Here is a 24,769-nt window from a genome sequence, read left to right as displayed (position 1 = left end):
AAAAAGGCGTGTATGAAGGAAAGTGAAAGAGCTCTTGGAAATCATTTGTACGCAAAGCTAGTTGACTTCGATGCGAATGAGCATGAATTGCCGGGAATCATTGATCCAGATAATTGTGCTGCATTTATAGATCAATTAATTGATAGTATTCGTCGTGTCCGCTATCTTTCCGTAATGCGGTCGAGACCTATATCTATCGAGCGCTCCGACCCATGCAGTCCCCTTTTTGATCCATTAAAAGCCGCTGAGCTTCATCAAAGAGAAGGAAACCTTGATGAGGCATGCTGGTTGGTTTTTCTGGCCACTCATTTTGGAAAAAGTCTTAGCACGGGTTGGCGCCTTCCACGAGATGTATATGGAGGACTTCAACAAGGTGTAATTTGGGATTGGAATACAGTGAGCAACAATACTTCAGAGTTTGAGTCTTGGATTAAAAATAACTATCTAACTCTCGCAGGAGCTGATGGTGTAATGCGCAGATTTGGTAATCATCGTAAATATGAAACTCTTAAACCTAACAAACCAAAAAGTCCTAACAAAGTAATTTCGACTTATGTAGAGTGGATTGGACCAACAAAGAGGCATATTAACTTATTTCAAGAAGCTAAACGAAAAACAGATGCGGATCCACGCTCAGTTTTTAGCTATCTATATCGCACAATGAGCTCTGTAGCGAGTTTTGGCAGAACTGGTCGTTTTGATTACTTAACTATGCTGGGGAAGATGGGGCTGGTTTCCATTGAAGCTGATTCAGCATATATGCATGGAGCAACCGGTCCAAAAAGTGGTGGTTTTTTGTTATTTAATGGTTCAAAAAACATTCCGCTTGGTATTCAAGAGCTAGATGCTCTATTTCTCAAGCTTGGAGAATACTTGCAAGTTGGACCGCAAGCGATGCAGGTAATGGAAGATGCCATCTGTAATTGGCAAAAAAATCCGGCTAAGTTTGTGAGATTTAATGGCTAGTCAGGGTGAAGATAAATACTCATCTATTTCCGCCCATGTGTATCTGTTTTTGTAACCGTTTAGGCGATCATGGGAAATTCGGCCACTATTTTGCATCTGTCCGATTACTATTCCAGGTGATACTCCAATATCCTTTGCAAATCTTGCAATTCCCATTGTGTTAAGCTCAATGCTTGTTAATCGACTGATGTTATTTTCAGGTATTAATACATCTTGAGCAAATGCATTCGCCTCATCCTCTAGAATTGATGCATTATCCTCAAGGCCATCAATAAAAACTGTTGCTCTTTTATGCAAAAGCAAATGACCTGCTTCGTGAAAAAAAGTGAACCAAAAGTGATCGTCAGTTAGATGGCGAAAGCTCAATACTATCAGTGCTTTGTTCGGTGTAATAAAGCGAGCTGCCCCACTAGCTCTGCATCCAGTGGGAGCCCGAACTACTGTCACGGCAACTCCAGCATCTGCGCAAATATTTTTTAATATTGGCAAGAATTCAAGCGGTGATTTAATTCTTGTTAGTTTACGAATTTCATTCAGGCTTGCTTGAAATTTTTCCGCATTCCAGTCTGCACATTTTGCTGCTGTACCATCAATTTCGGCCTTGCGAAGCCAAGCCGCAACAGACAGCGGTTTATGGGCAAAAGAGTTTGATGTACGGAATGATGCCAAACCTAGCTGATGATTGAAGCTATCTCTCCACTCGTCGACCGATGTGACATTAAAAAATTCATAACACTCTGTCAAGTTCGGCTTTGCATTAACTTTAGGCCTCAACCAACCAAACCGAACCATATCTTTTAGTGGCAATTCAGAAAGCCACTGCATATTCAATGACCTTTTTTCTTCATCTTTTGAACGTCTCAGATCATTTCTGTATTGTTCCTCTCGCGCTAGCCAAAATGTATATGGACTGCCAAAAAGTGACTCAAGTTTCTTTGCATGCTTTATTGTAAGTTCTGTTCGCCCGTGTACCAATGCATCAATCGCAGATTGGGTCTCACCGAATTTTTGAGAAAACTCTTCAAGTGATATGGATTTATATCGTAGTATATCTAGAATACTATCACCGGGTGGTGAAGTCCAATTGGGCTGAAATTTGTGTGTTGTCATCTTTTATGACTTTGAATTTCGATAACTTTAATTCTTCGAACTTTTTTCCAGTCTGTCTTGCCTGTGCGTAATGTTGGTATCACCATATGGTTTGGTATTATTATCATTTTAATGTCGACGCTTAAATTAAAAATGATTTTATTTCCGATTCCTTCTGTATCCTTGGTGTAACTACCGTCTACCAATTCATTTATATTATTTGCTGCTCTCAAATCTGCCAGTCTGCGTTGTAATCTTACCGCTGCTTCGATTCCAAACGCTGCCTCCGCCTTTGCACTGTTCTCGCATAGAGTACGCAGTGATTTGTTAGCAAATGAAATCTCTAGCATTAGTTACAAAATCAATTCGTAGAATTAAATAGATCGCGTTGCCTCGTCATTGTTCGACAACAGTGGTGGTGCAGGCAATGGGTATGATTGACGGTCTGGTTAAGTTCTCTCTTTAGTTGTTTGGCGCATGAAATGATTAATTCTCGACTACCGATTAATGCGCCTTGATTTATCGCGTAATCTCGCATTTCACGCGTTATATCGTAATGTGGGTAGGATGCATTTCGGTGAAACCAGTGGCGTTTAACCCCCAAATGTTTGGCGAAGAGATGGAGTTCTTCAAGAGAGTCAGCAAGCATGTGGCACCAGTACGCATTGCGCCAAAGAATATTTACACTGTCTACGTAAACGGACATCGTCTTCACTCCGATGGATCTGAACTACTTATAAAAATCGAAATTAAGAGCGTGAGTAATATATATTGTTTTCGATTTCATCCAGCGATAGGTTTCGATATGTACATCTGTATCCCACACTCTATATGACTACGCAGTGTAAGGGCAGTGGTGCAGGCAAATTTGACGATCACGGTCAGCGGTGGCGCAAGAGCGGCAATCTCAGAAGGGACTCCGTGTGGGACTCCGGGATCACGGGACTCCGGGATCAGGTCTTGCAATCCAACATAACGGTGCGAATCCGAGCGCCACTTGCTCAAAACTCAGGTCACCCTATCAAATCGGCCCCCGACCCCATACCCCCACCCTTTTTACCCTCGGCTACGAAGGCCTTGTTCTAGACGCCTTCATTGCCCGCCTGCAAGCCGCACAGGTGAAAACCGTGGTGGACGTGCGCGAGCTGCCGCTGTCGCGTAAGAAGGGGTTTTCAAAAATCAGCATTCTGCTCAGCATTGCCAGTCACTGGTGGAGAAAGCGGTGAATCGTCACAAAATACTCTTGAATTAATAGCTGCTTGCGCACGACCTACTTGGGCTAGAGGCCAATTTGACATCAAATAAGCGTGACAGCCTCACGCAGCAAGTCAGCCGTCATAGGCAAACCTCGTTTTTCAAACGCCGTGATCAACTCTTGCGCTGGCCGCGCAGGGTTGGTCCAACGGGCGCGCATCTTTTTGATGGCGCTCAGCGCCGGTATCTTCTGCAACTGCAATTGGTTCATCACAAACTCGTCGGGGTGTTGCACTTCAATGCCATAGGGCTGCAACACATCTGCCGGAAAGTCCTTGGTGTTGAAGGTGACGATAGCGTCGGCGTGCCCGGCAATGCCTGCGGCCACAGTGCGTGGTAAAGGCGCTCAACGGCCAGACTCAGAAGGGTGTCACGCACCAGCTGCGGGTACAGGACATTCGCATCCAGAATGACCGTGTAACGCGCCGAACCAGCCACTTACAACGCCAACCCTAGTTCTTCAGACAACTTGGTCAGGTCTTGTAGGGCCTGCTCAGACTGTTGTTGTTGCGCGGCCTGGTAGCGGCGCAGTTCTTCAAATTCGATGCGGCGATGGCGGTTGACCTTGCGGCATTTGAGGCGGTTGGCCTCGATTTCCTTGATGACAAAGGGGCGCGACACGTTCAAAAAATTGGCCGCCTCTTGCGTGGTGAGTTCGTGCTTTTGTGGCACCAGCAGCATGGGCTCTTGCTTGGCCATTTGGCGTAACACATCGGCAAAAAAGCGCAGGGCACGGGGTGGCAGTTTCAGCACCGGGGTCTCATGCCTGGCTTCGCCCTCTTCGCTCACATCCAGAATGATGTTGATGTGGTCCGCCTTGGAATGGTCTAGCGCTGCCGTTAGGCACTGGAGGGCAATGGCGGCCATGTCGGCTTCAGCGTCGTTGGTGGGGTCAAGCACTTCCTGGTCTTTCATGGGGTTCTCCTTGGCGCGGCGGCTTTGAGTCAGGCCAGTTGCAATAGGTGGAAATAATAGCATTATTCGCAATAAACGCAACGTTCGAAGCAAATGAATGTGCCAGTTCACTTGATATTTGATAGCTACTTGCGCTCGTCCCATAAGCGCTAGAGGCCTATTTTTTAAAAAAATAAGTGCAACCCTGGCATGGCATGGCTTGGCGTGGTCTGGCATTACCCCCGCCAGAACATCGACACCGGCCCCGCATGCAGCTTTTCGTCAAACGGGGTGATGCGGTCATGGTCGTGCAACACCAGGCCGTGCACAAACTTATTCCCCACTGCGGCTTGTAATTGGCGCAAGCCGCGCAGGTCTTGGGGGCGGACGGTGGCGCTGGCTTCTGCGCCGTGGGGGTGGTCAGCCCCAGCGCCGCGCCATAGCTGCTGTGGTTGACCAGTTGCCCGGCGTGGGCGGCCAGCAGGTCAAGCAGCAACGGTGCTCATTTTGTGGAATTGACGGCTGAAAATGCTTGGCCGATTAAAACTCAAGTTCTGACCAATTTAAATTGCATACTTGTCTAATTGAAAGTTATGACCAACTTTCCAATCTAATTGCTTTGCTTTTAATAGCTGCTTGCGCTTGTTCTACCTGAGCTACAGGCCTATTTGACACATAGCTCATACCCTGTGCTGCGCCCGCCACCCTCCAGCCTGCGCAGTACACCCCGCGCCAGCAGGTCGTTGATGTCGCGTAGCGCGGTGTCCGCAGAGCATTTGCCCAGCGCGGCCCATTTTGCGTTGGTGAGCTTGCCTTCAAAGCCGTCCAGCACGCGGTTCAGTACGGTGGTTTGCCGCGCGTTCATGGGCGTGCCAGCCCAGCGTTGCCAGAACTGGGCCTTGTCCAGCACGCCAGCCAAGGTGGCCTCTGCGCCCTGCACGGCGCGCAGCAAGCAGCCCAAAAACCAGTTGAGCCAGGGTGTTACATCCAGCGGGCCTTTTTGGGTGGCTTCCAGTTGGTGGTAATAGTCTTTGCGTTCGCGCTGTATCTGTGCGCTGAAGCTGTAAAACCGTTGGCTGGTGCCTTCCGCGCGGGCCAGCGCCATGTCGCCCACGGCTCGGCTGATGCGGCCATTGCCATCGTCAAACGGGTGCAGCGTCACCAGCCACAGGTGAGCCAGTCCGGCTTTGATGAGCGCGTCGCCCACAGGGGCAGCTTCAAACCATTGGAAGAACGCATCGGTTTGCGCGGGTAGGCTGCTGGCGGGTGGGGCGGTGAAGTGCACTTTCTCCCGGCCTACTGCACCAGACACGACTTCCATGGGGCCACTGGCGTCAAGGCGCCATGCCGCCACGGTAATGCGCATCCGCCCGCTGTAGCCGGTGGGGAACAAGGCCGCGTGCCAGCCAAACAGGCGCTCCGGGCTTAGTGGCTGCTCAAAATGGCGCGTGGCATCCAGCACCACATCCACCACGCCGTCCACATGCCGGTCGCTGGGGGCCAGGGCACCAATGTCCAGCCCCAACCTGCGAGCGATGGACGAGCGCACAACATCCAGGCTGAGGCGTTCGCCTTCTATCTCGCTGGTGGTGATGACTTCTTGCGTCAGCACTTGCAAGGTGGCTTGATCACGCTGGGCCATGCCTAGCTCTGCCATGCGCCCCATGAGTTGACCCTGTGCCCGATGCACTTGGGCCAGGGGGGCTGCCAGCGCAGAGGCGTCATAGCGCAGAGATGGCCAGTCGGGAAGTTGCCAGATGTAGCGGGCGATAAGGGTGGGGCGGTGAGGGTACATGCGGCGATTATGGGCTTTATTCGCCGCACATTACGCGGCGAATGTCACAGCAATACGATTTGCCAAGTTCTTTAACTGCTTTTTTGATAGCTGCTTGCGAAGGTTCCACCTGGGCTATGGGCCAATTTGGGGCTATGTCTGAATTAGCTGTTGCAATTGGAATCTCCCCATAGCCTCACTCAGACAAATGGCTGGAGAGATGCTTTGGCGGTAGCGCTCCAACATGCGCCGCCAGCCAAGATAGTTTTCTAGATACTTGGTAGCCACCCCGTGAAAGCGTTTCATCCACTGCTTGAGGCGACTGTCATAAGCGTTGACATTTTGGATATGGAAAGCCCCCTCAATGACGTGTATGCCCTTGTGAACATTGATAGCGCGATGGGTCAGGCCCATATTGCGAGCAACCTTTTGATAAACCCGCGCACCATCCGTACACAGGATGGCATCCTTGTCCACCAAGGGGTCAAGCACGTCGGTGATATGGGATGCATCGATTTTTTGTAGCCGGAAATCAGCTGTTTGTCCGCTGCGATCACGTACTACCAATACGGCAATGTGCTCCCACGCAGCACCCACCCCAGCACGTTTGCGTGCGCACCGGGGCAGCTTGCGTTGCCCTTTGAAGGACTCCAGAAAGAAGGTCTCATCAGCCTCGACAATTCCACCTTCATGCGCGGGGCGATGTGTGGCAGCGGCCTGCAGAAATCGATGCCGCCAGAGAAATGCGGTGTTTTTATCCACGCTGCAGCATTGGGCGGCCTGGCGCACGCTCACGCCCTCAATCAATGCCTGTGCATAGCCAAGCCATTGTTCGCGTTTGCGCAAGTGTGCCAAGGGCGTGCCGGTGAGCGCATTGCAGGTTTTGCCGCAGGCCTGGCAGCGCATGCGTGGCAGCCCATGGCTGTGTCCCCAAGGTCGTAGTTGTTCGGCTGGGGCCTGACAGTTGGGGCACACGTTGGGGCCCTGAAGTACGCCAGCAATGGCTGCACCTGACGTATGGGGAAGCCCTTTGAGGGTTTCTCGTACCCTTGCCAGCTGCTTGGTGCTCAGAGATTCCAGCTGACTGAGAAGTTTGGCAAAGTCGCTAGGGTTCATGCTGCTCCTCCATGACTACTCTTCTCCTTCACTTTAGGCTGAGCTCACATATCTTTCAACAGCTAATTCAGACATAGCCCAATTTGGCATCACATCACCAAAACCAGCCCGTGCTGCTGCGCGTGCCTGCGGCCGTGGCGCAGCCGGTGAGGAGCTGGAAGCGGTGCTGCAGGCCAAATTGCCTGATGTATTGAGCGATGCACAAAAGCGCAACCGGGTCAAAAACCTGCTGGCAGACTTGAGCCGCCGTAACCTCATTGCACCAGAGCGTAAGGGGCCTGGCGCACGTTGGCGGCTGGTGACTCAAAAAAATAGGATTACTCGGTGCGATTCGCTGTTTAGGGTTGTTCCGTCCGCATCCGGATTGAGTGGGTCTGGATACTCTTTATTCAATAGCTTCTTGCGCACGTATTACATGGGATAGACGCCAATTGGACACATAAATTTGCCACATTCAAACCATGCACATCTCCATCAGACAATGGCTATTTTTATTTGGCTGAGTCGTATCCTTGTAAATACACCTCACTTTTTGAGCCGTATTACCCAAAATGCGCCTCATGCCCACCTCCCCACACTACATCCGGCAGTACAGCGCATGGCCATTGCTCACGTTGGATGCCGCCGCACTGGCCCCAGCGCTGGACCAAGCCTGGCTGGAGCAAGGCCGACTGCTGGGTTTGTTAGGTGCCATTGGGCTGGAGCAGGCCAACGTTGCGCTGGTGTGTGTATTTGGCTTGGCCCACCAGATGCTGAAAACCCGTGCCACATAGGACGACGCACTCAACCATGCGCAGCGCCTGCGTGGCGTCAACCCCGGGGCCAGCACGATTGACGCTACACCCTGGGTGCCATGGTTTGTGCAGGCTTTCACTCAAGCGTGCATCGCCAGTCAGGCCGTGGTGATGGATGCCACAGAGAAAGCGCAGTTTCGGCCGGGAGCAGCCTGCGCTTAAGCCTTGAGTGAACGCACAATGGCGCTTCAAAAATTGGATGACTCTCTGACCTGCAACCTTGGGCTCCAGCCACACTCCCCTATGCTCATCCGCAACTTCCACCCCGGCGACGAACCCGCTTTGCGCGCCGTCTTCTATTCATCGGTACATGATTTGGCCCGCCATCACTACACCGCCGAACAGTTGGATGTGTGGGCGCCCTGTCAGTACGATGCGGCGCAGTGGGGCGAGCGGGTGCGGGGCAACCGGCCTTTTATTGCCGAGGTGGACGGTTGCATCGCCGGCTTTGCAGACCTGCAAGACTCTGGCTACGTGGATCATTTCTTTGTGGCCGGGGCCTTTGCCGGGCGTGGCGTGGGACGGGCGCTGATGGCGCATCTCCACCAGTCGGCAGCGGCCCAGGGCATAGGCTGTTTGTTTGCCGATGTCAGCCTGAGCGCCGAGCCGTTTTTCCAGAAATGGGGCTTTGGTGTGGACGCGCGCCAGCAGGTAGAACGGGCTGGGGTGGTGTTGGCGAATGCGCGAATGAGCAAGCTGCTGGCAGCAATTTGCTCTTGACTTGATAGCTGCTTGCGCAAGTTCTACCTGCCCTATAGGCCAATTTGACACGCAGATTCAACTACAAAGTCTGCACCACCTCTGCTTGCAGCACCTCGCGGCGACGTGCCATTCACGGGTGCGGGTATAAGTGGCTCCAACAGATCCCGCGGACAGAGAAGGCTTGGTCTGCGGATGGGCACTCTTGCCCCTGCAACCGCCTCAGGGGGCCTGTTTTACACTGGAAAACACCCACACAGGAGACCACATGTCCGTTCACCTCCAGCACAAGCCGGGCACCCAACTGGCGCAGACCATCCACCTTCGTGATCACCAGTTCGACACGGACGTGTCCGCGGCCGAAGGTGGTGAGGATGCAGGCCCGAGCCCGCATGATTTGTACGACGCGGCCCTGGGGGCTTGCAAGGCCTTGACGGTGATGTGGTTTGCCCGTAAAAAGAACATTGCGGTGGATGACATTCACACCGAAGTGGTCAGCGACAACAGCCAGGAGCGCAGCGGGGTGTACCGACTCAACACCCGGCTGGTGATCAGCGGCAGCTTCAGCGATGCCGAGTTTGCCCAACTGACCGCCGTGGCAGAAAAGTGCCCGGTGCACAAGCTGATGACCCGTGTGACGACCGAAATCACCACCACCGTCGTGCGCGCCACATGAGCGGCACAAATGCGGTCAAAATCATGGCTTACTCTTCATACACCACCCATGTCCAAAGCCCAAAAAATTGCAGCCACCGTTGGCGGCTCTGCCGACGACATTGAAACCAGCTTTTACGAAGCCTTGCAAACCGGTGACATCGACCGCCTGATGGCCTGTTGGGCCGATGAGGATGATGTCATCTGCATCCACCCCGGCGGCCCCCGCATGGTGGGCCTGGTGGCGATTCGCGCCGCCTTTGAATCCATGTTCTCCAATGGAAACTTGCGTATTGCCGCGCAAGACGTGCGCAAAATCGAGGGCCTGGCCAGCAGCATCCACAGTGTGCGCGAGCGTATTGGCATCCTGACCCAGGAAGGCCCGATGGATGCCTTTGTGATGGCCACCAACGTCTATCACAAAACCGCGCAAGGCTGGCGGCTGGTGGCGCACCATGCCAGCCCGGGCAACCCGCGTGAGAATGAAGACATCACGGCCGTCCCCCATGTTTTGCATTAAATTGTGCCTGTAGCCCCCTCCAATCAAGCGCAAGAAGCTACTGAATCCATAGCGCCATGGTGGCTGCCTGGGGGCCACCTGCAAACCATCTGGCCCGCGCTGCGGGTGCGCCATGCACAGCCAGCGGCGCTGGCCGCCATCCACTACCGCCGGGAGCGCTGGACCACGCCGGATGGCGACTTCATCGATGTGGATTGGTGTGATGCCCAGGCAGGTTCGGCCGCAACTCCAACACCGCTGCTGGTGTTGTTTCATGGGTTGGAAGGCTCGTCGCACAGCCACTATGCGCTGGCCTTTGCACAGGTGGCACAACAGCGTGGCTTGAGTTTTGTGGTGCCGCACTTTCGCGGCTGCAGTGGCGAAATCAATCGTGCGGCACGGGCCTACCACTCGGGCGACTATGAAGAAATTGGCTGGATTTTGACGCGCCTGCGCCAGTGCACCCCGCGCCCATTGATGGTGGTGGGTGTGTCACTGGGCGGCAATGCGCTGTTGCGCTGGGCGCAAGAAGCGGGCAGCCAGGGGCGGCTGCAGGCCAGTGCGGTGGCCAGTATTTCAGCGCCGGTGGATTTGGCCGCCAGTGGCCAAGCCATGGGCCGGGGCTTTAACCGCAGCGTCTACACCCGCATGTTTTTGCGCAGCATGAAGCCCAAGGCGATGCAAAAACTGGCCCAGCACCCCGGCCTGTTTCAGCCGCAGGCCCTGCTGGGCGCACGCACTTTGTACGAGTTTGACAATGTGTTCACCGCTCCGCTGCATGGCTTCAGGAACACCGAAGACTATTGGGCGCGGGCTTCGGCCAAGCCCCACCTGGCTGGCATGATGCTGCCGACGCTGGTGGTGAATGCACGCAACGACCCGTTTGTACCGGCCAGCAGTTTGCCGCGCGCCAGTCAGGTCGGGCGCCACGTGAGTTTGTGGCAGCCGCTCCATGGCGGACATGTGGGCTTTGCCCGCGGGCCGTGGCCGGGGCACATTCAGACCATGCCGGCGGCGGTGCTTACCTGGCTGGCCCAACAATCGGGCTTGACACTTAAAGGAAATGTGGATGGATGACATCGTCAAACAAGCCATGGCCAAATGGCCCAACGTGCCAGACTGCTACGGCTGGCTCGGACTCGATACGCGTGGCAACTGGTTCATGCGTGATGAACGTGCGCAGGCCTGTGGGCCATTTGCCGGGGGCACGCCGGGCAGCAAAGGCGCGGAATTACGTCACGGCAAATTGCTGGACTTTATTGCCCGCAACTACGCGCCCGATGCGCGGGGCTGCTGGTATTTTCAGAATGGGCCACAACGGGTGTTTGTGGAGTTGCTCGCCACACCGCTGGTCTGGCGGCTGCAGCCCGATGGCAGCGTGCAAGATCACACCGGGCGCATGGCGCAGGTGTCGGGCTGCTGGCTGGACGAACAGGGCTGGTTGTACCTGGAAGCCGACTTGGGTTTGGGCCTGGTGCATAGCCAGGACATGGCCTTGGCTGCCCAAGCACTGGAGCAGGGCCGCTGGCCGCTGCAAGACGTGTTGCGGGGCGACTTGCAAACCCGGTTCGGTTTTGTCAGAAGCCCTGAAGCGCTACACAATATGTAGCTGTTTGCGCTTATCTAGCAAGGGCTACACTGCTAAAAAGCGTGTAAAAAGTTATTGGGCGGCGGAAGCTGCTCCGGCAGGAGCCGCGGCACCCTCTGGCGCTTTGGGTTCGGCAAATTTGGCACCGCCTGCATTGGCCATGTAGACCACCGCGCGGGCCACTTCGTAGTCAGAAAACGCAGCGCCACCTTGCTTGGTCATATTGCCCTTGCCGTTCATGGCCGAATTCAGCAGTGCGTCAAAACCGGTGGCGATGCGTGGAGCCCAGGCGGCGGCATCCCCGAACTTGGGCGCACCCAGCGTGCCTGCGGTGTGGCAGGTAGTGCATTGAGCTTTGAAAACAGCTTCACCAGTTCTCAGCTCGTGCTTGGCGGCACCCAGTTGCAACATGCCAACCTTTTGAATCCGGGCCTCGACGGCTTCTTCCGACAAGCTGCCGGGGCCAACGCTGTCATGTGCCTTGTAATACCCAATCAGAGAGCCCACCACCAGCACGGGCAGCGCCAGCAACACCACCAGGTTGAACACTTGTTTGAAGAGGCTGGGGCTGGGTGTCGCATGTGCATCGTGCGCACTGGTGGGGTGGTGGTTGCTCATGGTGGTCTCTTGGGGGTGTGTGGAGTTGATCTACCTCAAAATTATAGAGGTCACCCCCGCAAGCCGCTTATTGCTTGACGGCTTCAACTTGCACCACCAGGTGCACGTTTTTCGGGAAACCCCAGTCGATGCCATAGTTCATGCCAAATTGGGTGCGATCCAGCGTGCCTTCAAAGTCACCACCACACACTTCGCGCTTGAGCATGGGGCTGTCGTAGCAATTGAAGTTGGTGGCCTTCAGTGTCAAGGGCTGGGTTTTGCCCAGCAGGGTCAGGCTACCGGTGACTTCGGCCACCTTGTCGCCGTTGAAGCTGAACTTGTCCGCTGCAAACGTCATGGTCGGGAATTTTTCTGCATCGAACAGGTCGGCGCTTTGCAGGTGCTTGTTGAAGGCGGCAAAACCGGTGTTGATGGAGGTGGTGTCCACCACGATGTTGACCTTGCCTGTTTTGGCGGCGCGGTCCAGCTCAACGCTGCCTTCCTTCTTGTCAAAACGGCCGCGGTTGGTACTGGTGCCAAAGTGGCCAATCTCGAAGGTCACATAGGTGTGAGCCGGGTCAATGGCGTAGCTGGCGGCGTTGGCTGTAGCGGTACCGGCGAGCAAGGCAAGGGCGGCGGCGAGGGGTAAAAGTGTGGAACGCATCAAAACTCCTGAAAAGGTTGGGGAAAATAAAAAGGGGAGAAAACCAGAGGAAAAAAACAATTCAAGCAGGGCTGGCCGCGTGCTTACAGCTTGCTCACGCCGCTCAAAGACAGCTTGAACCTGACCTGCACGTCGTCGGCCACCATGGAGGTATCGGCCCAGTCGCCATCACCAATCTTGAAGGCCAGCCGTTTGATGGGCAACACGCCAGTGGCCACGGTGATGGCACCGGTTTGTGTCATGCTCAAAGGCACCTGCACATTCTGGACCTGGCCTTTGATGGCCAGTTGTCCCGTGACCTCAAATTTGCCCGCACCCAATGCCTTGATGGCTGAAGAGTTGAAGCTGGCTTGGGGAAATTTCGGCACGTTGAACCAGGTGGCCGTGGGCAACTCGCTGTCCATCTCTTTGGAGCCCAGCGTGGCACTGCCCATGTCGACGGTAAACGCGACTTTGCTGGAGGCCAGTTTGGCGGGGTCAAAGCTGACTTGTGCGTCAAATTTCTTGAAATGCCCGTTGATCGGCACCCCCATTTGTTTGGCTGCAAAGTTCAACTCGCTTTGTGCGGGCAGCAGCTTTTGCTGCGCAGCGGCGGGCAGGGCCAAACTGGCCAGCAGGGCGGATACCAGGACGGTGAGGGTCTGTGGGGTGTTCATCATGTGTGCTCCATTCAATAGCTTCAGGTGCGCCCGGGCATCATGCGCAGCAGCAAGCCGTCGCGATCAATCCATTGGTGTTTCAGGGCGGCGGCGATATGCAAGCCGGCCAGGCCCATCAGTGCCAGGGCGGAGGCCATGTGTAATGGTTTGATCAGTTCGGCCAAGGCTTTGTCGGCGGGCAGCAGGTCTGGCAGCGCGAATTGGCCGAACCAGACAATCGGGAAACCAGCGGCCGAGCTGTACGCCCAGCCCAGCAGTGGTACCGCAAAAAACAGCACGTACAGCAGGTGATGGGTGGCGTGGTGAGCCCGGCTTTGCCAGGCTGGCATGGTCTGGCGGATGCTGTTGGGCAGCTCTGGTGGACGGTGTGTGGCACGCCAGAGCAGGCGCAAGACAGACAGCAGCAAGAAACTGATGCCGGCCCATTTATGCCAGTTGTAGAGTTTCAGGCGGGCCGGTGAAAACGGCAAATCGGTCATGTAAACGCCCATCACAAACATGCTCACAACGACCAGTGCCAGCAACCAGTGCAGGGTGATGGCGACAAAGGAGTAGTGGCTCTGGGTGGTGTTCAGGCCGGATCGGTCTTGGGTCAAAACAGCTCTCCAAAAAGGGTTTGTCAGGGGAATTCCTGAACAAGTGCCGTCAGTTTAGAAAGGCTTCAGTGCAAATGAATTCAATCGGATTGTTGGCAATGTTCAATAAAATTCAATGATTGAAGACTCGCCGACTTGCTTGAGGATGCCCTGGCCAGAGTGGAAGGCTCCTAGAATCCGGGGTTTTGACATCATCCGGGAGCGCAAGATGCTGGTTGTGGGCACTACAAACATGGCGTGGGTGATAGTGCTGGTCTCTGGCGTGCTGGAGGTGGTCTTTTCGGTCACGTTGAAGCTGTCAGACAGCTTCACCAGACCCTGGCCTACGGTGGTGTCGGTCAGCTCGGCCATTCTCAGTGTCTGGCTCATGAGCCTCACGCTCAAAGTGTTGCCCATCGGCACTGCCTACGCGGTGTGGGCCGGTATGGGTGCCGCTGGCACTGCGATGGTTGGTATGGTGGTTTTTCATGAACCCGCCAGCTGGGCCAGACTGGTGTGTATCAGCCTGGTGGTGCTGGGTATTGTGGGCCTGCAGTTGCAAGGTGCGGACTAATCCCATTTTCAGGACACGCCGCTTTTTTGTGGCTTCGTCTTGTCCGCCACGGTGGTGATTTCGAGTTTGATGTTGTCCCGCGCATCCCGCTCAGGCCTCAGGGATACGGTTCATTGGCCCATGATCGACCAACCTGCATGCTGATTGGTCTTGTCGTTTTCATAGTTCCATACCGTGCCACAGTGATCACACACGTAGCGGGTCACAGTAACGAGTCCGTGGCTGCGCTCTATCTTGTGATTGATGCCTTGCACCAGCTCGGCATGGCCCGGCGCGCGCCGCCAGTTGCGCTGAATACCTGCGCATGGCTCGCACAGCGTGGGTGGGGTGGCATCGTGTGGGGGATTTGGATGGGTGGTCATAGAGGGCTCCTGGTGTTGGGGGGATTGTCACCCCGCCAATGCAGGCGGGCTGTCTGATGCTTGAATGGGTTGCGCCAAGGGGTTTCGCACGGTGAGCCAGAAAAGCGGCATGGGACTGGGCCTAAAGTCCCATATAAAAAAGATGTCATATGTAAGACCTATACTGCGCCGAATTTGTAACTTTTTGTGTCTATACACGTGAACGTGTCAAAAACGCAGGATAGCGCTGACAACAAATTAACTTATTTGTGCGAAAGTAAAGGAGGTATGGATGTTTGTGAGTAAAAAGAACCCAGTTCACACGTGCCCAGTGTGTTCCCATGAGCTGCGCAGAATACCGCGAAGCACCCGAATGCGCTTTTCCATAGGCTCCGTGCACCTGATATGTAATGGTTGCCATCGGCGTTTTTTGAAGACCTTGTTCGGAAGTTTTAAATTTCTCGGCCGTTAGCGGCCCCAACCAGGCGGCTGATAGCGGCTCCATCCTGAGACATCTTGTTACAAAAGACGGATCAACCCACCCACGTGGCCAAACAGGGACCGTATCCTGTGGGAACCCCCTGCGCATGTTGCCCTCCAAACGCCTGCTTTGTACCGCCTGCCTTCGGCCTCAAGGCACCTGTATCTGCCATTGGGTGACTCCCACGGCCCATGCCACCGAGGTGCTGATCCTGCAGCATCCACTGGAAGTGAGCCACGTCAAGAACACGGCCCGTCTGTTGCACCTGAGCTTGCCTGGCAGCCGCATTCGGGTGGGTGAGGCTTTTGATGATGCCGTGCTGCGCGCGGCGATGCCCGAACCCAAGTACACCGTGCTGCTGTATCCGCCCACGGCCCACGCCGGGCACCAAGTGCCCGCACCGCTGGACACGACTCAGCTCAGCGACCCATCGAAAATCCGGTTGGTGGTGCTGGATGCCACTTGGCGCAAAAGCCGGAAAATGCTGCATTTAAGCCGCCTGCTACAGGGTCTGCCACGCTTGTCGCTCCAAGACGCGCCCACATCAGGCTACCTGATTCGCAAGGCACATCAGCCCGGACAGCTTTCCACGCTGGAGGCCACCTGCGCAGCACTGGCGCAACTGGAGCACCCCCCCGCCAAGTTCCAGCCTCTGCTGGCCGCGTTCGATGGTTTTGTGAAGCAACAACAGAACTTGGTCATGTCCGGCAAGTCGTTGGCACCAAATCAGGGCTAGACTGCGCCTGTTTGGTGTGTGCGTGTGCCCGTACAAGTCGGCAGACGGACATCGCGCGTGGCTTTGGCGGCCGCACACGCTGGCACACAACATGCTTGCCTGCTTTGTATGAGAAATAGGCCTCTGGCGCATGTTTGACAAGCGCAAGCAGCTATAAATTTTGTAGTGTCCTCAACTGGAGAAATCTATGCATGTGAAACCGTTCACCCGTCGCCAGGCTGTTGTTCTGGCGGCTTCCCTGGTGGCCCTGATGCCGGGCCTGTCCCAGGCGCAGGCCAAACTCAAAGTGGCCGCCGTGTACACCGTGCCCTTTGAGCAGCAATGGGTCAGCCGCCTGCACATTGCCTTGAAAGCCGCCGAAGCGCGTGGTGAGATTGAATACAAAGCCAGTGAGAACGTCAGCAACGCCGACTACGAACGCGTCATGCGTGAGTACGCCACCGCTGGCAACCAGTTGATTGTGGGCGAAGCCTTTGCGGTGGAAGCCGCCGCACGCAAGGTGGCCAAGGATTTTCCCAAGGTGTCGTTCCTGCTGGGCTCCTCCGGCAAGCCCATGGCCCCCAACTTCAGCGTGTTTGACAACTTCATCCAGGAACCCGCCTACCTGTCGGGCATGGTCGCTGGTGGTATGACCAAGAGCAACAAGATCGGCATGGTGGGTGGTTTTCCCATTCCCGAAGTCAACCGCCTGATGAACGCCTTCATGGCGGGGGCCAAAGAGGTCAATCCCAAGGTGGAATTCAGCGTGAGTTTTATCAACAGCTGGTTTGACCCACCCAAGGCCAAGGAAGCCGCCTTCGCCATGATTGACAAAGGGGCCGACGTGATGTACGCCGAGCGTTTTGGTGTGAGTGATGCCGCCAAAGAGAAGGGCAAACTGGCCATCGGCAATGTGATCAACACCCAGGCGCAGTACCCCGACACGGTGGTGGCTTCGGCCCTGTGGCACTTTGAGCCCGCGGCTGACCGCGCCATCAAGCTGGTCAAAGAAGGCAAGTTCACCGCCGAAGACTACGGCCCCTACGCCATGATGAAGTTCAAGGGCTCGTCGCTGGCACCATTGGGCACGTTTGAGAAAAAGGTGCCTGCGGCCATCGTGGCCAAACTCAAGGCCAAAGAGAAGGACATTGTGGATGGCAAGTTCAGCGTCAAGGTGGACGACAGCCAGCCCAAGTCCAGCGCCAAATAATCCATCGACCACGCTGCCATGTCCCTACACGTATCCCGCTGGTTGCGTTATTTGACTTTGCTGGTGGGCTTGACGGGCCTGCTGCCTGGTGCGGGCCGGGCCACCAGCACCCTGGATGACACACCACGTATTGCGGTGTTGTCCGCGTTCCAGGGCGAATTGGCCTTGTTGTTGTCGCGTGTGGACGCCCCGCAAAGCTACACCGTGAACGGGGTGAGTTTCACCACCGGGGTGTTGCAGGGAAAACCGGTGGTGCTGTTCCTCTCGGGGGTCAGCATGACCAACACGGCCATGACCACCCAGCTGGTGCTGGATCGTTTTCATGTCACCCACCTGGTCTTTAGCGGTATCGCCGGGGGCGTTAACCCGGCGCTCAACATTGGTGACGTGACGGTGGCCCAGCGATGGGGGCAGTACCTGGAGGTTTTGATGGCACGGGAAACCGCACCCGGCAAATACAGTGCGCCGCCCTGGATGGACGATGTCAAGCTGCCCAACTTTGGCATGCTGCACCCGCGCCCGGTGACGGTGCGCTCAGACGGGCACAGTGAAGAAAGCAAATTCTGGTTTGAAGCCGATGCCCAACTGCTGGCGCTGGCCCGATCTGTTCAGGGTACGGTGCTGGATGCCTGTGATACCACCAAGCAGTGCCTGACCCACTCCCCCAAATTGGTGGTGGGTGGCAACGGTGTCTCGGGCCAGGCTTTTGTCGACAACCGTGCGTTTCGGGAATACGTGTTCAACACCTTTGAAGCCAATGTGCTGGACATGGAAACTGCAGCCACCGCCATGGTGGCCTACAGCAATGGTGTGCCGTTCATCGCTTTTCGCTCCCTGAGTGACCTGGCCGGTGGTGGCGGGACTGAGAACGAGATGGACACGTTCCTGAGCATTGCGGCCAACAACTCCGCCAAGGTCTTGCTGGCTTTCCTGGCCGCCTGGAAATAGCGCCCAGGTCCGTTGTGATGACCCAACCCGTATTGCGCCTGAGCGGCATCAGCAAGCGCTTTGGTGATTTGGTGGCCAACAGCGATATCTCGCTGGAGCTGCGCCGCGGCGAGGTGCTGGCGCTGCTGGGGGAAAACGGCGCAGGCAAGTCCACGCTGGTGTCGATCCTGTTTGGTCACTACACCGCCGATGCCGGGCAGATTGAGGTTCATGGCCAGTTGCTTGCGCCCGGTGACCCGAAAGCCGCGCTGGCCGCCGGCATTGGCATGGTGCACCAGCACTTCACCCTGGCCGACAACCTGAGCGTGCTCGACAACGTGATGATGGGCTCTGAGCCGCTGTGGCAACCGCTCACGCGCCAGCGTGCCGCGCGCGACAAATTGCTGGCCGTGGGCCAGCAATTTGGTTTGATGGTGGACCCCAAGGCCAAGGTCGGCAGCCTGTCCGTTGGCGAACGCCAGCGGGTCGAAATCCTGAAAGCTTTGTACCGCGGTGCCCGTATTTTGATACTGGACGAACCCACCGCCGTGCTGACCCCGCAGGAGAGTGAGAGCCTGTTTGAGGTGCTGGCGCAGATGGTGGCGCAGGGCCTGTCCATCATCTTCATCAGCCACAAGCTGGGCGAGGTGCTGCGGGTCTCGCACCGCGTGGCGGTGCTGCGTGCCGGCAAGCTGGTGGCGCAAGCCCCGGCCAGCGGTACCACACAAGCCCAATTGGCGCAGTGGATGGTCGGCCACGCCATTGAGCCACCGGTGCGCCGCCCGGCCCGGTCGGTCGGCGCACCGGTGTGTGTGCTGGATCAGGTCAGCACCGGGGCCGGGCGCGAACGGCTGAACCGGGTGTCCCTCACCCTGAACGCGGGCGAGATGGTGGCCATTGCCGGGGTCTCGGGCAACGGCCAGGTGGCGCTGGCCGAGCTGCTGTGCGGCACCCGCGCCGCAGAGTCTGGTACGGTGACCTTGCTGGGCCAACCGCTGCCGCCCCACCCGGCCGAGCTGGTGGCGCGGGGGGTTGCCCGCATCCCGGAAGACCGCCATGCCGTCGGTGTGGTGGGTGATTTGCCGGTGTGGGAAAACGCCGTCTCCGAGCGTCTGCGCAGCTCGGTGTTTTCACGCTGGGGCTGGGTGCGCCGCGCCCGCGCTCGGACCTATGCGCAGCAAGTCATGGCGGCCTTTGATGTGCGTGGCGGCGGCCCGCTGGTGGCCGCCCGCTCCTTGTCTGGCGGCAATATGCAAAAGCTTATTCTGGGTAGAGCGCTTATGAATCCTGCGCAAGAAGCTACAAATTTAATAGTGACCAATTCAACCCAAACCCCACGCCTGATCATTGCCCATCAACCCACCTGGGGGCTGGACATTGGCGCGGTGGCCTATGTGCAGTCGCAACTCATTGCCGCGCGCGATGCCGGTGCGGCGGTGCTGGTGATCTCGGACGATCTGGACGAGGTGCTGACCTTGGGCGACCGCGTGGCGGTGATGCACGCTGGCGACATGACGGCCGCCCAGCCCGCGCTGGACTGGAGCCGCGAAGCCATTGGCCTGGCCATGGCCGGGGTAGGGGCGCACGCATGAGGCTCGAAAAGCGCACCCACAGTTCATCTGCCGCGCTGGTGCTGGCACCGCTGGGTGCCGTGCTGTTCACGCTGCTGATCAGCGCCCTGCTGGTGTTGTGGGCCGGTGCGCCGGTGGGACGCACCTATGGCCTGCTGCTGCAAGGTGGTTTTGGGTCGGTGTTTGCCTGGTCCGAGACGCTGACCCGCGCCATCCCGCTGATGCTCACCGGCCTGGCGGCTGCGGTGGCCTTCAAGGCGCGGCTGTTCAATATTGGCGCCGAAGGCCAGTTGTACATGGGCGCGCTGGCCGCCGTGGCGGTCGGTGGCCTGCATGGTGGCACCGGCTTTGATCTGCCCCCGGCGCTGCTGTTTGTGCTGATGATGCTGGCTGCCGCGCTGGCCGGTGCCTTGCTGTTGCTCGGCCCGGCGCTGATGAAAGCCCGGCTGGGTGTGGACGAGGTGGTGACCACGCTGCTGCTGAACTTCATCGTGCTGTTGCTGGTGTCGCTGATGCTGGACGGCCCGATGAAAGACCCCACCGCCATGGGCTGGCCGCAAAGCGTGGTGCTGCTTGGTGATCTGGAGCTGGCCAAACTCATTCCGCAAACCCGTGTGCACACCGGCCTGTTGTGGGCCTGTGCGCTGGCAGTGGGCCTGTGGGCGCTGATGAAATACACGGTGCTGGGTTTTGACATTCGTGCCGTCGGGGCCAATGCCCGCGCCGCCGCCTTTGCCGGTGTGCCGGTGACCCGCACGGTGGTGTTGGTGGCACTGCTCTCGGGGGGGCTGGCGGGCCTGGCCGGGGCCATTGAGGTGGCCGGGCGCACCAGCTACCTGACGCTGGACATGTCCCCCGGCTACGGCTACAGCGGCATCGTGATCGCCATGCTGGCAGGCCTGCACCCGCTGGGGGTGATGCTGGGCAGTGTGTTCGTGGCGGGTGTGCTGGTGGGGGCGGACAGCATGAGCCGGGTGGTCGGCGTGCCCACCTTCATCGCCGATGTGATCGTGGCCGCCTCGCTGATCTCGGTGCTGGTGGCTACCTTGCTGACGCAATACCGGGTGAGGTGGCAATGAGCGAATTTCTGGACATCCTCGCCAATCCCGCCTTCTGGGTCGCGGTGCTGCGCATTGCCACACCGCTGATCCTGGGCACGCTGGGTGTGCTGTTGTGCGAACGCGCCGGGGTGCTGAACTTAGGGATCGAGGGCATCATGGTGGCTGGGGCTTTCACCGGCTGGCTGGCGGTGTATCTGGGCGCACCGCTGTGGCTGGGGGTGGCGGTGGCGGCACTCACCGGGGCAGCGCTGGGCCTGCTGCATGCCTTTCTGACGGTGGGGCTGGCGCTGTCGCAACACGTGTCGGGTCTGGGCATTACGCTCTTGGCCACAGCCTTGAGTTATTACGGTTACCGGGTGAGTTTTCCCAAGGTCTCCACGCCGCCAACCATCACGCCGTTTGCCGCCATGGACTGGCTGGGCTTGCCGGTGCTGGCGCAGCAAACTCCGCTGACGCTGCTGGCCTTGCTGCTGGTGCCGGTGATCGCTTACGTGCTTTACAAAACCCCGGTCGGTCTGGCGGTGCGTATGGTGGGCGAGAACCCGCAGGCGGCCGAAGGCCAGGGTGTGTCGGTGGCGGCGGTGCGCACCGGGGCCATCGTGGCGGGCTCGGCGCTGATGGGCGTGGCGGGTTCGTTCCTGACGCTATCGGCCTTCAACGCCTTCTTTTTCAACATGGTGAATGGGCGCGGCTGGATTTGTGTGGCGCTGGTGGTGTTTGCCTCCTGGCGGCCGGGCAAGGCGCTGCTGGGGGCGCTGCTGTTTGCCTTTTTTGACGCGTTGCAATTGCGGCTGCAGCAGATGGGTGACGCGGTGCTGCCTTACCAGTTGTACCTGATGCTGCCTTATGTGCTGTCCATCGTGGCGCTGGTGCTGGTGGCACGCAAGGCCAGCTACCCGCAGGCGCTGATGAAGCCGTATCGCAAGGGGGAGCGTTAAAACAAGACGGCCATTTGAAAAGCCAAAAAGCAGAGCATGCGCGTTAACATTCAATGTGATCTGCATGACTCTTCGAACAGACGGTTTTGCGGTTTTTGCATGGGATTCCATGCCGTTGCACGGGTTATCCCGGGACAGTGATGCTTCCTGGAATCTTCAATCTATACACAAACTATGCGGCTCCCTAACCAGACAACCGACGCACGCGATACTGAAGGCAAAAATGGTGTTCAGTCTTTAGAAATCGGCATGGCTATTTTGCGTGCGATCAGTGGGGGTCACCGCTCCATGATGCTCAAGGATATAGCGGCAGCGGCGGACATGCCGGCCTCCAAGGTACACCGCTACATTGTCAGCCTGGTGCGCTCGGGGCTGGTAGAACAAGACCCCATGACCTCGCGGTATGACCTTGGCCCCTTTGCCTTGAGCTTGGGCTTGGTGGCGGTGGACCGGCTGGACCGTGTCAAGCTGGGCTTGTCCGCCATTGCCGATTTGCGTGATGAGATCAACCAGACCACGGCGCTGGCGGTGTGGAGCGATAACGGCCCGGTCATCATCCGCTCTGTGCGCCCCTACCGCCCGATCACCGTCAACGTGGTCACCGGCAGTGCCCTGCAACTGCTGACCTCGGCCAGTGGCCGGGTGTTTGCGGCCTGGTTGCCGCGCAACACCACCGATGCGCTGATTGGCCGTGAGCGTGCTACCCTGGCACTGCCCGCCGAGCTTCAGACCACCGCAGGTATTGATGCCATGCTGGCCCAGGTGCGCGCTGACCACGTGTCGGTGGTCAGTGACTACCACCTGGTGCCGGGGGTGGCTGCGGCGGCGGCACCGGTGTTTAATTTCAAACACGAGATCACCCTGTCGGTGCTGGCGATTGGTGTCAAAAGCATGATTGATCTGTCGCCGGATGGCCAGGTGGTCACGGCCTTGAAACGATGTGCCGATGAGCTGTCTTTGCGGTTGGGTCACATTTTGCAAGCAAAATAGAGCTGTAGTCCTTGTTTTGTATGCGTAAGAAGCTATGTTTTAAATAGCGTTTAGGGTGTTTTGATGGCCGAATCATGTTGCAACTGAATTCCGGTTTTTTTGGGCGATGGCACCTTTGGGCTACGCTGATCTGTGGCTTGCTGGGCACCACGGCGGCGCAGGCACTGGAGTCGGTGACCCTGCAGCTCAAATGGACCCACGCTTTCCAGTTTGCGGGTTATTACGCCGCGGTAGAAAAGGGCTTCTACCAGCAAGCCGGGCTGCAAGTCAAACTACGGGAAGCGGCCCCCGGAACGGACCCGGTCAAGGTCGTGATGGATGGCCAAGCTGATTTTGGTGTTGGTGCCAGCAGCTTGTTGCTGGAACGGCAAGCAGGTGTGCCGGTGGTGGCCCTGGCGGTCATTTTTCAGCATTCCCCGCTGGTTTTGGTGGCCCGCCAGAGCCAGCCGACCCAAAGTGTGCACGACCTCCAAGGCAAGCGTGTCATGTTTGAGGCGCAGTCCGCTGAATTGCAGGCCTACCTGCGCCAGGAAGGCCTGGATGCGACGGCCTTGCAGTCCCTGCCGCACAGTTTCAACACGCGTGACCTGATTGAAGGGCGCGTGGATGCCATGACCGCGTATTCGACCAACGAGTTATATGATCTGGATCAGGCCGATTTTGCCTACCAGGTGTATTCGCCGCGTGCGGTCGGTATCGACTTTTATGGCGACAACCTGTTCACCTCCGAGCAGCAAATCAAGACACACCCAGCACGTGTGGCGGCTTTTCGCGCCGCCAGTCTGAAAGGCTGGCAATACGCCATGGCGCACCCCGATGAAATCATCGATCTCATCTTGACGCGCTACTCGAAACAACACACGCGGGCGTTTTACCAGTTTGAGGCGCAGCAGATGGCACCCTTGCTGCAAAGCAGCCTGATCGAGGTGGGCTACATGAATCCGGGGCGCTGGCATCACATTGCACAAACCTATGTTTCTTTGGGGCTGCTGCCTAAAGATGTCTCACTGGACGGTTTTTTGTACGACACCACACCACCGTCAAGCATCTGGAGTCCGTATTTGGCGGGCGCCCTGACGCTCTTGCTGGGCATGACCTTGCTGGTGAGCTACATCTTGCACACCAATCGGCGCTTGGCCGCCAGTCTGGCCAGTCAGAAGCTGGCACAACAAGCGCTTACCGAAAGCCAGCAGCTTTACCAATCCATTCTTCATGCCTCGCCTGATGCCGTGGTGGTGAGTGATTTGCAAGGCATCATCCAGCACGCCTCACCCGTTGCCGTGACCATGATGAGGGGCACGACCGAAGACCAGTTGTTGGGTCGAAATATTGCGGATTTTCGTGATCCGGCCGATATTCCACGTGCAACGGCCAATATTGCCGCCATGTTCAAAGGTGTTTACAACGGCGCTGAAGACTACCAGTTGATCCGCCTGGATGGCAGCATGCTGGAGACCGAAATCAACGCTGAAATTGTGCGTAATGCCCAGGGCAAACCCAGTGGGCTGATTTTTGTGGTGCGCGACATCAGCGAGCGCAAGAAGACTGAGCAGCGTATTCGCCACATGGCCCAGCATGATGCGCTCACCGGGCTGCCCAATCGGGCCTTGTTCAGTGACAGGCTACAGCGTGCCATTGCCAATGCCGTCCGCGACCAAACCAGTCTGGCGCTGATGTTCATTGACCTTGACAAGTTCAAGCCTGTCAACGATACCCATGGCCATGCGGTCGGAGACCTGTTGCTGCAGGAGGCGGCGCAGCGCATGCTCCAGTGTGTACGTGACTCCGACACGGTGGCGCGGATCGGTGGTGATGAGTTTGTGGTCTTGCTGCGTGGTGCAACCGGTGTCCCGGAGACCCTGGCCGTGGCGGAAAAAATTCGCAGTGTGCTGGTGCGACCGTTTCTGCTGCAAGCCTACTCGCTGCAAATTTCGTGCAGCATCGGTATCGCGCTGTTTCCTGAACATGGGCAAGACGACATTACCCTGGCCAAAAATGCTGACTTGGCCATGTACCAGGCGAAAGAGCGTGGCCGTAACCAAGTCTGCCTTTACCAAGCCACACCAGCCCCATAGACCCCGCTCAGGTCGTTGGCTGTCGGCCAAACGCGAGGCGTGTGGTCACAGCCTAGACGCGATG

General features: G+C 57.2%; 30 protein-coding genes. 17 read left to right on the top strand and 13 right to left on the bottom strand.

Annotation, left to right across the window (positions count from 1 at the left end; all coding sequences use genetic code 11):
- Positions 1–12: 12 nt before the first annotated feature.
- Positions 13–966 (top strand): alpha-glutamyl/putrescinyl thymine pyrophosphorylase clade 3 protein, encoded by a 954-nt coding sequence (locus tag LDN84_RS22345; RefSeq protein WP_223906128.1) that lies wholly within the window; start codon positions 13–15, stop codon positions 964–966.
- Here the strand turns inward: LDN84_RS22345 and LDN84_RS22340 are convergent, their stop codons facing one another.
- The 3 genes from LDN84_RS22340 to LDN84_RS22330 are packed head-to-tail and all read right to left on the bottom strand — an operon-like array spanning position 967 to position 2,761.
- Positions 967–2,076, bottom strand: coding sequence for an ImmA/IrrE family metallo-endopeptidase (locus LDN84_RS22340; RefSeq protein WP_223906125.1), 1,110 nt, complete (start codon positions 2,074–2,076; stop codon positions 967–969).
- The gene (locus LDN84_RS22335) at positions 2,073–2,405 is read right to left on the bottom strand and encodes a hypothetical protein (protein ID WP_223906122.1); all 333 of its coding nucleotides are present in this window, start codon (positions 2,403–2,405) and stop codon (positions 2,073–2,075) included. Before LDN84_RS22335 ends, LDN84_RS22340 begins: the two co-directional genes overlap by 4 nt.
- A gap of 11 nt (positions 2,406–2,416) precedes the next feature.
- Positions 2,417–2,761, bottom strand: a complete 345-nt coding sequence (locus LDN84_RS22330; protein WP_223906120.1) for a DUF4031 domain-containing protein — start codon at positions 2,759–2,761, stop codon at positions 2,417–2,419.
- Positions 2,762–2,942: 181 nt separating this feature from the next.
- Here LDN84_RS22330 and LDN84_RS22325 point away from each other — a divergent pair, with 181 nt between their 5' ends.
- Complete coding sequence (locus LDN84_RS22325; RefSeq protein WP_317134813.1) at positions 2,943–3,281, top strand: DUF488 family protein; 339 nt, start codon at positions 2,943–2,945, stop codon at positions 3,279–3,281.
- A 71-nt stretch (positions 3,282–3,352) separates the two neighbouring features.
- On the opposite strand, the gene LDN84_RS22320 is transcribed toward LDN84_RS22325, so the two are convergent.
- The 5 genes from LDN84_RS22320 to LDN84_RS22305 form a co-directional block, all read right to left on the bottom strand.
- Positions 3,353–3,637 carry a VapC50 family PIN domain-containing toxin gene (locus LDN84_RS22320; protein WP_317134812.1) on the bottom strand — a complete coding sequence of 95 codons (285 nt, stop codon included), beginning with the start codon at positions 3,635–3,637 and terminating at the stop codon, positions 3,353–3,355.
- A 110-nt stretch (positions 3,638–3,747) separates the two neighbouring features.
- Positions 3,748–4,224: a helix-turn-helix domain-containing protein gene (locus LDN84_RS22315; RefSeq protein ID WP_223906116.1), complete on the bottom strand. Its 477-nt coding sequence runs from the start codon at positions 4,222–4,224 to the stop codon at positions 3,748–3,750.
- 215 nt (positions 4,225–4,439) lie between these two features.
- Positions 4,440–4,568, bottom strand: a complete 129-nt coding sequence (locus LDN84_RS22960) for a hypothetical protein (protein WP_255610432.1) — start codon at positions 4,566–4,568, stop codon at positions 4,440–4,442.
- A gap of 299 nt (positions 4,569–4,867) precedes the next feature.
- A complete protein-coding gene (locus LDN84_RS22310) occupies positions 4,868–5,998 on the bottom strand; it encodes a Fic family protein (protein ID WP_223906114.1) in 1,131 nt (376 codons plus the stop codon).
- A gap of 132 nt (positions 5,999–6,130) precedes the next feature.
- Positions 6,131–7,093, bottom strand: a complete 963-nt coding sequence (locus tag LDN84_RS22305; RefSeq protein WP_223906112.1) for an IS1595 family transposase — start codon at positions 7,091–7,093, stop codon at positions 6,131–6,133.
- 560 nt (positions 7,094–7,653) lie between these two features.
- Between LDN84_RS22305 and LDN84_RS22300 the strand changes: the two genes are divergently transcribed.
- The 6 genes from LDN84_RS22300 to LDN84_RS22275 all read left to right on the top strand — a co-directional run bounded on the left by LDN84_RS22300 (position 7,654) and on the right by LDN84_RS22275 (position 11,348).
- Positions 7,654–7,866 (top strand): DUF4172 domain-containing protein, encoded by a 213-nt coding sequence (locus tag LDN84_RS22300; RefSeq protein ID WP_223906110.1) that lies wholly within the window; start codon positions 7,654–7,656, stop codon positions 7,864–7,866.
- A 264-nt stretch (positions 7,867–8,130) separates the two neighbouring features.
- Positions 8,131–8,607, top strand: a complete 477-nt coding sequence (locus tag LDN84_RS22295) for a GNAT family N-acetyltransferase (RefSeq protein ID WP_223906108.1) — start codon at positions 8,131–8,133, stop codon at positions 8,605–8,607.
- Positions 8,608–8,854: 247 nt separating this feature from the next.
- Positions 8,855–9,262 carry an OsmC family protein gene (locus LDN84_RS22290; RefSeq protein WP_223906106.1) on the top strand — a complete coding sequence of 136 codons (408 nt, stop codon included), beginning with the start codon at positions 8,855–8,857 and terminating at the stop codon, positions 9,260–9,262.
- A gap of 48 nt (positions 9,263–9,310) precedes the next feature.
- Positions 9,311–9,760: a YybH family protein gene (locus LDN84_RS22285; RefSeq protein WP_223906104.1), complete on the top strand. Its 450-nt coding sequence runs from the start codon at positions 9,311–9,313 to the stop codon at positions 9,758–9,760.
- A gap of 3 nt (positions 9,761–9,763) precedes the next feature.
- The gene (locus LDN84_RS22280; protein WP_223906102.1) at positions 9,764–10,816 is read left to right on the top strand and encodes a YheT family hydrolase; all 1,053 of its coding nucleotides are present in this window, start codon (positions 9,764–9,766) and stop codon (positions 10,814–10,816) included.
- Positions 10,809–11,348 (top strand): DUF2946 family protein, encoded by a 540-nt coding sequence (locus LDN84_RS22275; protein ID WP_223906100.1) that lies wholly within the window; start codon positions 10,809–10,811, stop codon positions 11,346–11,348. Before LDN84_RS22280 ends, LDN84_RS22275 begins: the two co-directional genes overlap by 8 nt.
- A gap of 51 nt (positions 11,349–11,399) precedes the next feature.
- Here LDN84_RS22275 and LDN84_RS22270 read toward each other — a convergent pair whose 3' ends face one another.
- The 4 genes from LDN84_RS22270 to LDN84_RS22255 all read right to left on the bottom strand — a co-directional run bounded on the left by LDN84_RS22270 (position 11,400) and on the right by LDN84_RS22255 (position 13,843).
- Positions 11,400–11,945, bottom strand: a complete 546-nt coding sequence (locus LDN84_RS22270) for a c-type cytochrome (RefSeq protein ID WP_223906098.1) — start codon at positions 11,943–11,945, stop codon at positions 11,400–11,402.
- A 67-nt stretch (positions 11,946–12,012) separates the two neighbouring features.
- Positions 12,013–12,588 carry a YceI family protein gene (locus LDN84_RS22265; protein ID WP_223906096.1) on the bottom strand — a complete coding sequence of 192 codons (576 nt, stop codon included), beginning with the start codon at positions 12,586–12,588 and terminating at the stop codon, positions 12,013–12,015.
- Between the two features lie 83 nt (positions 12,589–12,671).
- Positions 12,672–13,244 carry a YceI family protein gene (locus LDN84_RS22260; protein WP_223906094.1) on the bottom strand — a complete coding sequence of 191 codons (573 nt, stop codon included), beginning with the start codon at positions 13,242–13,244 and terminating at the stop codon, positions 12,672–12,674.
- Positions 13,245–13,267: 23 nt separating this feature from the next.
- On the bottom strand, positions 13,268–13,843 hold the full coding sequence (locus tag LDN84_RS22255) for a cytochrome b (protein ID WP_223906092.1): 576 nt from the start codon (positions 13,841–13,843) through the stop codon (positions 13,268–13,270).
- Between the two features lie 232 nt (positions 13,844–14,075).
- Between LDN84_RS22255 and LDN84_RS22250 the strand changes: the two genes are divergently transcribed.
- Entirely contained in the window at positions 14,076–14,396 is a 321-nt protein-coding gene (locus LDN84_RS22250) for a DMT family transporter (protein ID WP_223906090.1), read from the top strand.
- A gap of 110 nt (positions 14,397–14,506) precedes the next feature.
- Here LDN84_RS22250 and LDN84_RS22245 read toward each other — a convergent pair whose 3' ends face one another.
- Positions 14,507–14,758 (bottom strand): hypothetical protein, encoded by a 252-nt coding sequence (locus tag LDN84_RS22245; protein ID WP_223906088.1) that lies wholly within the window; start codon positions 14,756–14,758, stop codon positions 14,507–14,509.
- Between the two features lie 566 nt (positions 14,759–15,324).
- Here LDN84_RS22245 and LDN84_RS22240 point away from each other — a divergent pair.
- The 8 genes from LDN84_RS22240 (at position 15,325) to LDN84_RS22205 (ending at position 24,705) form a co-directional block, all read left to right on the top strand.
- On the top strand, positions 15,325–15,954 hold the full coding sequence (locus tag LDN84_RS22240; RefSeq protein WP_223906086.1) for a tRNA-uridine aminocarboxypropyltransferase: 630 nt from the start codon (positions 15,325–15,327) through the stop codon (positions 15,952–15,954).
- A 250-nt stretch (positions 15,955–16,204) separates the two neighbouring features.
- Entirely contained in the window at positions 16,205–17,143 is a 939-nt protein-coding gene (locus tag LDN84_RS22235) for a BMP family protein (protein WP_435405956.1), read from the top strand.
- A gap of 18 nt (positions 17,144–17,161) precedes the next feature.
- Positions 17,162–18,091, top strand: a complete 930-nt coding sequence (locus LDN84_RS22230) for a 5'-methylthioadenosine/S-adenosylhomocysteine nucleosidase (RefSeq protein ID WP_223906083.1) — start codon at positions 17,162–17,164, stop codon at positions 18,089–18,091.
- 17 nt (positions 18,092–18,108) lie between these two features.
- Complete coding sequence (locus LDN84_RS22225; RefSeq protein WP_223906081.1) at positions 18,109–19,662, top strand: ABC transporter ATP-binding protein; 1,554 nt, start codon at positions 18,109–18,111, stop codon at positions 19,660–19,662.
- A complete protein-coding gene (locus LDN84_RS22220) occupies positions 19,659–20,720 on the top strand; it encodes an ABC transporter permease (RefSeq protein ID WP_223906079.1) in 1,062 nt (353 codons plus the stop codon). Before LDN84_RS22225 ends, LDN84_RS22220 begins: the two co-directional genes overlap by 4 nt.
- The gene (locus tag LDN84_RS22215; protein WP_223906077.1) at positions 20,717–21,640 is read left to right on the top strand and encodes an ABC transporter permease; all 924 of its coding nucleotides are present in this window, start codon (positions 20,717–20,719) and stop codon (positions 21,638–21,640) included. The genes LDN84_RS22220 and LDN84_RS22215 overlap by 4 nt, the downstream gene beginning before the upstream one ends.
- A gap of 174 nt (positions 21,641–21,814) precedes the next feature.
- Positions 21,815–22,630: an IclR family transcriptional regulator gene (locus LDN84_RS22210; RefSeq protein WP_223906075.1), complete on the top strand. Its 816-nt coding sequence runs from the start codon at positions 21,815–21,817 to the stop codon at positions 22,628–22,630.
- A 74-nt stretch (positions 22,631–22,704) separates the two neighbouring features.
- Positions 22,705–24,705: an ABC transporter substrate-binding protein gene (locus tag LDN84_RS22205; protein ID WP_223906073.1), complete on the top strand. Its 2,001-nt coding sequence runs from the start codon at positions 22,705–22,707 to the stop codon at positions 24,703–24,705.
- Positions 24,706–24,769: the final 64 nt, after the last annotated feature.

The sequence above is a fragment of the Rhodoferax lithotrophicus genome (assembly GCF_019973615.1).
Lineage (GTDB): Bacteria > Pseudomonadota > Gammaproteobacteria > Burkholderiales > Burkholderiaceae_C > Rhodoferax > Rhodoferax lithotrophicus.
The sequence above is the reverse complement of the archived record's forward strand: the minus strand, read 5'-3'. Positions and strand labels throughout refer to the sequence as shown.